The organism is Psychrobacter coccoides (genome assembly GCF_017498085.1).
Lineage (GTDB): Bacteria > Pseudomonadota > Gammaproteobacteria > Pseudomonadales > Moraxellaceae > Psychrobacter > Psychrobacter coccoides.
Genome location: NZ_JAGBKM010000041.1, coordinates 1 through 6,528 on the forward strand (window position 1 = coordinate 1; position 6,528 = coordinate 6,528).

General features: G+C 32.3%; 6 protein-coding genes and 1 pseudogene. All 7 read right to left on the bottom strand.

The window, feature by feature from the left end; genetic code table 11:
- Positions 1-250, bottom strand: a pseudogene (locus J3492_RS12850) (glycosyltransferase family 1 protein); the annotation flags it as partial.
- Positions 251-370: 120 nt separating this feature from the next.
- Complete coding sequence (locus J3492_RS12855) at positions 371-1,492, bottom strand: glycosyltransferase (protein WP_207992415.1); 1,122 nt, start codon at positions 1,490-1,492, stop codon at positions 371-373.
- Between the two features lie 456 nt (positions 1,493-1,948).
- The gene (locus J3492_RS12860) at positions 1,949-2,944 is read right to left on the bottom strand and encodes an EpsG family protein (RefSeq protein ID WP_207992416.1); all 996 of its coding nucleotides are present in this window, start codon (positions 2,942-2,944) and stop codon (positions 1,949-1,951) included.
- A gap of 122 nt (positions 2,945-3,066) precedes the next feature.
- The gene (locus tag J3492_RS12865; protein ID WP_207992417.1) at positions 3,067-4,038 is read right to left on the bottom strand and encodes an ATP-grasp domain-containing protein; all 972 of its coding nucleotides are present in this window, start codon (positions 4,036-4,038) and stop codon (positions 3,067-3,069) included.
- Between the two features lie 262 nt (positions 4,039-4,300).
- Positions 4,301-5,293: an ATP-grasp domain-containing protein gene (locus tag J3492_RS12870; protein WP_207992418.1), complete on the bottom strand. Its 993-nt coding sequence runs from the start codon at positions 5,291-5,293 to the stop codon at positions 4,301-4,303.
- A 328-nt stretch (positions 5,294-5,621) separates the two neighbouring features.
- Positions 5,622-6,143 (bottom strand): IS630 family transposase, encoded by a 522-nt coding sequence (locus J3492_RS13325; protein WP_243453170.1) that lies wholly within the window; start codon positions 6,141-6,143, stop codon positions 5,622-5,624.
- Positions 6,127-6,465 carry an IS630 transposase-related protein gene (locus J3492_RS13330; protein ID WP_243453171.1) on the bottom strand — a complete coding sequence of 113 codons (339 nt, stop codon included), beginning with the start codon at positions 6,463-6,465 and terminating at the stop codon, positions 6,127-6,129. Before J3492_RS13330 ends, J3492_RS13325 begins: the two co-directional genes overlap by 17 nt.
- Positions 6,466-6,528 lie beyond the last annotated feature (63 nt).

A 6,528-nucleotide genomic window follows, 5' to 3' on the forward strand; every position in this document is an offset into this window, starting at 1 on the left:
TACGTATTAGTCGTAAAACAGCTATAACTGTCTCGACATCTGCTACAGGATTAGTCCCTACTCTTTGCATAGGAACCGAATGAACATAGTAACTTAAGTTCATTAACTTATCATGATCTTCAGAAAACTGTTCTAAGTCAGGTGCGAGTATATGTATCTCATAACCCCTATCGGCAATAGCCGCTATAAGGTCTCCTCTAAAGTTTAAAATAGAAGGTAAATAGCTTGAAAACATTAAAAATTTTTTCATACTGCTTCTCTTATAATCACTTAATTAACGTAATACATAAAAATATTCAATGGCAGTTCCAAAAAAATTAAATAAGCCTTTATAGAATACTCATACAATATTAAAAAAACATACTACTAATTAGGCATCCTGCCAAGCTTTATGAAAATTACTGACCATCTTATAGATATCAAAATTATCACCAATATACTGAATACCTTCTTGCTGACGAATTTTCCACTTATTAGGATTAAACTGTATTTCATCTAAGGCTGACATGATAGCACTGGCTAATTCTTCTGAGTTTTGAGGAGGAACAATCCAACCATGTTCTCCTATAATTTCTTTTGCGTCTCCCACATCTGTTGAGACACAAGGTATGCCGCAGGCCATTGCTTCTGCTAATACATTAGGGAAAGCTTCTCCAAGACTTGAAAGAACATGCAGATCTATTGAGTTAAACAATAATGGAATATCATTGCACTGCCCAAACAAAGTTATATCATCCTCAACAGTTAAGCTAGAATCGTTAATAATATCTAATAGCTCATCGTTATCAGAAGTCATATCTGTTCCAACTAAAACTAAATGAAAATCAAACTGCTTATCTTTTACAATCGAAAGTGATTGGATTAAGTTCTTATGATCTTTTTGCACATCAAATCTAGCTACCATAGCTATAATTGGTATATTTTTTTCAGAGAAATTAAATAAGACTTCTGATTCAGGCATAGGCTTGAACTTCGTTAAATCATAGCCATTTTGTACCACGGTAAACTTTTTTTGACTATATCCTTGCTTAATATGGGAGAGAACAGCTTGATTAGAACAAGAGATGATTTTCTTCGGAACGATATGAGATAAATAAGCACAAATTTTTGTAACCATAAATGTTGATTTTTTAATCGTTGCTTTATCTAAGTTACTATTTCGAATGCCCCAATGAATATTAGGAACGCCTGCAGCCTTTGCCGTTATTCCACCAAGCAAATCAGCATGATACATCCAAGTCTGAACATGAGATGGCTTTAGTAGCTTGATAGTATGATATAGATTGTATATGTTTTTTAATTTAAACTTAGAAGGCTCCATATTTAAATAAAAGACTTCCACTCCTGCTTTTTCTAAGACATGTCCATACTTCCCTTCGTCCATTAGAGAGATTACAGTATGGCTATACGGTTCTAGTAAGCACATTCTAGTCAATACACCCTCTGCACCACCATCACTTAGCCCAGTAATAATATGTAAAACTTTATTCATTATATGATCCGCATACTTGTAAAAGACTAAAAGGTTAGTTTCATAGTGATTATTATTTCAATAAATTGATTAAAGGTTTATTCCTAATCAAATATGCCTTAGTCAAAGCACCCTAATGCCGGTATTTTTTTCTTGCAATTAGTTTACAGTATGAAAAAGGTATTCACTCTTTACTATAGTCGATACTAAATAAAATAGATACACTGCATTAACACGCTAGACTGGGATAAGTTTTTCTTGCGTGCTGAACCTGCGCAGACAGAGGCTGCAAAAAATTTATCCCAGTCTAACTGTATTCTTTTTATACTGACCTGACTATACATAGATATTGAATATTATTTATAGCATTAAGCTTCATAAACCTCATAAAAAAACAATATTCATCTGGCTTTTATTTTAAATATATTTGATTATATCAATATACACTATTAATACTTATAATTTATTTCAAATTAATTAAGTGAGCCAAAAAAACCATACAGCAACTGTGTAAAAAATATAACCAACAATAGCGAAACTATCCAACCTACCCTTAAGGCTACCCACAGTGAGTACTAAGAAAGGAAGCGCTGAAGATAAAAACCTTGATGGATATCCTCCTGTTATATAACTTAGAACAATCATAGTGAGGATAACCATAGTTATATAAAAATAGTAATGATTAAGGTTTTTTATATCCTTGATTAAAAACTTAATCATAAAAAATATAAATAAAAGTATCCAATAAATCATATAGATAAATGGAGATGACATATCATCATAGTCTGCACGCCTATCGTCAAAAGAAGCAAGGATGACTGACATGTACGGCCCAGTAATAAAGGCTAAAAATGCTCCAATAGCTATAGAGATAACAAACTTAGAGCCTTCTTTAAGAGTTTCGTTTTTTTCTAAAAATATGGCTGAATAAAATATGAACACAAACAAGACTGATGATGTATGTATAAAAAGAGGAGGAATTAGTAGCAGAACAGACAACACCTTGCTTCTATTAAGAAGAAGCATGGAAAAATAGATAAAGGCCATTGCAAATGTTTGTCTAAGCTGCGAATAAAAGAAGTCAATAAAGATTGGGCTGATCAAAAACAAACAATAGTAAAACCTTTTAGTTGCACTTACCAAAACAAAAGTTATAGTGAGAAAGAATAGTGTAACAGTAAAAAATATAGCACTACTATCAAATCCAAACCGTGATTGCAGAAAATCCAAGAAATAGTGCCAACCCCATTCATTCGATATTTTTGATATTAGCGTTGAAAAATCAAACCAGTAAACTCTATTCGGATAAAAATCAATATATCTACTGTAGATAATACGATCAAGAAACACACCTTCACGCAAGACTTCCCAAGGAACTAAAGACACAGCTAGAGCCAAGAAAAAGCTGAGGAAAATCCTCCCCAACACATCTTTTTCTATTCGTACTTGGGTATGGTTTGTAGGCAGTTTCATATTACAACTCACTTCATTGGAGTTTTATAAAATATTATTCTTGTGCGACATTTAATCTTTATTCTTACAAATTCAATAATGAAACTTAAAGATATTTTATCTATTTCATGTATTGCATTACCTTAATTACTTCCCAAAAACATATTTAAGGCGTGTGCAAAATCACCCTCAAGATCTTTATCATTTACTTCTTCAATCCAACCATTATCTGAATACACACATCTAGTTGAAGAATTCAATAAAGCAATTGGTCCAAAGTTTGTTCCTTGAAACTCTAACAAGTGACATCCATCATCTGATTGAGCTATATCTAGTGATGCATAAGGGTTGCCAAGCTCATCAAATATACTTCTTGCAAACTCTAGTACTTCATTAGGAGGTTTAACGAATTCAAACAATCCACTACCGCTGGCTCTAAAATCATTTTTTTTGATACTTCTTTTTAATCCATAGTACCTATTACCAAATACCAATACCTTAAAGTCATTTTTCAGATCAGAAATAAACTCTTGTTCAACAATCCTATTAAACCCTTTATGTCTATAGTTATATATCGAAAATTCTTTTTTTGTTAACTTTAATCTTCTTTGAAACTTAATAATCTTTCTTTTTTTAGAAACTTCAAAACATTGTTTCTTAATAGTTGATAAATCTTTTTTGTTTCTTATTAGTGAAACACCGGTGCTTCCAGCTCCAGACACTGTTTTTAAGACCTTGGGCATGGAAAGCCTAGAATCGTCAATATCAAATAAGTAACTTCCACTTAACCTTCCAAAACCATATTGATCTCTCATTAGCTGCTGAAAGCCTTTGTTTTCATGACTGAGAAGCATTTCATAGCTGGGAAGAATATGGCATTTTTTGTTGATCCAATACATTAAGTCAATTAGATATTGCCTTATATTTTCTTCATCACTTGAAGTATAAATAACTACATCCGATGCATCGAGATCTATTCCCTTCAAATCATTAACCGTTATTATCTGGGTATCAAAATTTAACATACTAGCTATCTTCTCGACATCTAGCGTTTTCCAACTTTGACCTGAGCTGCCAAAATAGCCATTAGGTAAAGTAGCTATAAAAATTTTCATCTAGTTATTCCCAATATATTATTTACAAGTCATTAAATCCATATATATATATTTACCATAAGGTGACTGACAATTCACGTAAAAATGTAATGATAGAAGTCTTATGCAAGCTGATTGGACTCAACCTTCAGAAGCTAATTACTCTTGCTCACAGTAAAAACAATAAGTACATACTAATAAATTAACATAATTTTCAACTGTATAGAATCATACATAATAAATCACATACATTAAAGTTTATATTAATAAATGCTTTAACTTATTAACGTTCACAACCTTTGTTAAAGTGGTGATCAATATATAAGTTTAATGCGTAAGCATAATTTTCTTCTAAATCATTGTTACTTTTAATATCATTCCACTTTCCATTAACAAATACACATGTTTGAGTGCATTTTAATAATGTACCTGGTGAAAAATTAGTGCCTTGATACTCCAATAGGTAGCAGCCATTTGATGACTGAGCAATATCTAAAGATGCATAGGGATTTCCAAGTTTAATAAAAATATTTCTTGCAAAATTGAGTACTTCATCAGGTGGTCTGACATGTTCCACAAGTTTACTACCACTAGCTTTAAAATCACCCTTCTTAATATTGCGTTTTAAAGTATAGTATCTATTGCCGAATACGAGTATTTTATAGTCATAATTCAAACTTTGAATGAATTCCTGCTCTACAAACCTATTAAAACCTTTATGCCTATACTTATATATAGAAAACTCGTTTTTGCGAAGTTTCAACTGCCTTTGTAATTTTATAACTTTTCTTTTTTTTGATACTTGGAAATACTCTTTCTCAATTCCTAGCATATCTTTATTATTTCTTAATAAAAACACGCCACTGCTACCTGCTCCTGAAACTGTTTTTAATACCTTGGGCATAGGTAAGTTAGCATCGTCAATATCAAAAAAATAATTTCCTGCTAATCCATTTATATCTTTACTTTCTCTAAAAAACTGTTGGAACCCTTTGTTCTCATGGCTCAACAACATTTCATAGCTAGGAATGATTGAGCATCTTTTATTTATAAAAAACATTGTGTCTCTTAAATATAATCTAATATTCTCTTCGTCACTCGAAGTATAAACAACAATATCTGTAGCTCTAAAATCAGTATCCATCAAGTCATTAATAGTTATAATTTCAGTATTATAATTCAATAGTCTAGCAATTTTTTTGACATCTATACTTTTCCAGCTCTGACCTGTACTACCAAAGTAACCATTAGGTAAAGTTGCTAAATATACTTTCATTTTCTGACTCTCTTTATAAGTTAGCATTATAAAAAATTAATTTATTAATACATTACTTACAATAATATCACTTTATATACATTTATGCATCTTTAAAAAAAACACTAGTCGGTAGTCGTAAAAGTATTTTAAACATTAAGTCGTTAAAAAAATCAATTTTACTTAATTACTACCTACTCTATAGTCAACTATATTTAAACTTACTAAAGTATAGTTTTTGAAACCGTTGCTATTAAATAGTTCACTAAACCGTACAAACACCTCAATAGACACCCATCTATTTAAATTTTTGGGAAGATAACTCAGCTATTAACTCATCAGTATATAGTCAATCCACAATAAAACTGGAACAGCCCATATCCTGAAACAGTTTAGGCAGATTATTCTCCATCCACCCTTGGCGTAGAAACTTAGCCTGTGCCCACTTCTTCTCGATAGGGTTCAGATCAGGGCTGTACGGCGGCAGCCAAAGAATACGATGGCCATGTCTGTTGAGTAGTTTTTGGATACGTCTGCTTTTATGAAACCGAGCGTTATCCATGACAATCACGCTCTTGGTTTTAAGACTTGGAATAAGTGTGAACTTACACCAGTCATAAAATATATTACTATTGATATTGGTCTCAAAGTAATCAAGCGCAAACAGCATTTTTTTATAGAGAGCACCGATGACATTCGTACGCTTCTTTGCTTGCCAGTTGTAGCTGTCGACACAGGGTTTACCTATCCGTGCATAGCCGTAAGGTCTGATAGTTTCAGCCTCAAAGCCGCTTTCATCCATATAAACGATGGGATAGCCTTGAGTCATATAATTACTTAAATGATTGAGATACTTAGCTCTTTTTATCAAACAGGCTTTTGGATGTTTTAAGGTCTTTTTTTTGACTGATGCTAAGGCGTTTTAATGCGGCTTCTATGCCTGACTTACTACAGCCTAAACGCTGTGCTCTCTCGTACATATAATCGTCTGGATGCTGCTTAACATCTTTCAGTAAGGCTTCATTTGATATTTTAGTCGGTGCTTTATTTCTGGTTGTTTTAGGAACTAAGCTCTGCTGCCAGCTATGAATCGAGCTTGTGCTAAGCTGATAAAAGTTAGCTGCTTCTCGAATGGTCATGCCATCGGTAATGCTTCGTAACACTTGTTTGCGAAAGTCGATTGAATAGGTCATCGTTTATTTCACTAAATGAATTGGTTATAAATATTGTATCGGTTTTATCTAAGATTTACTATA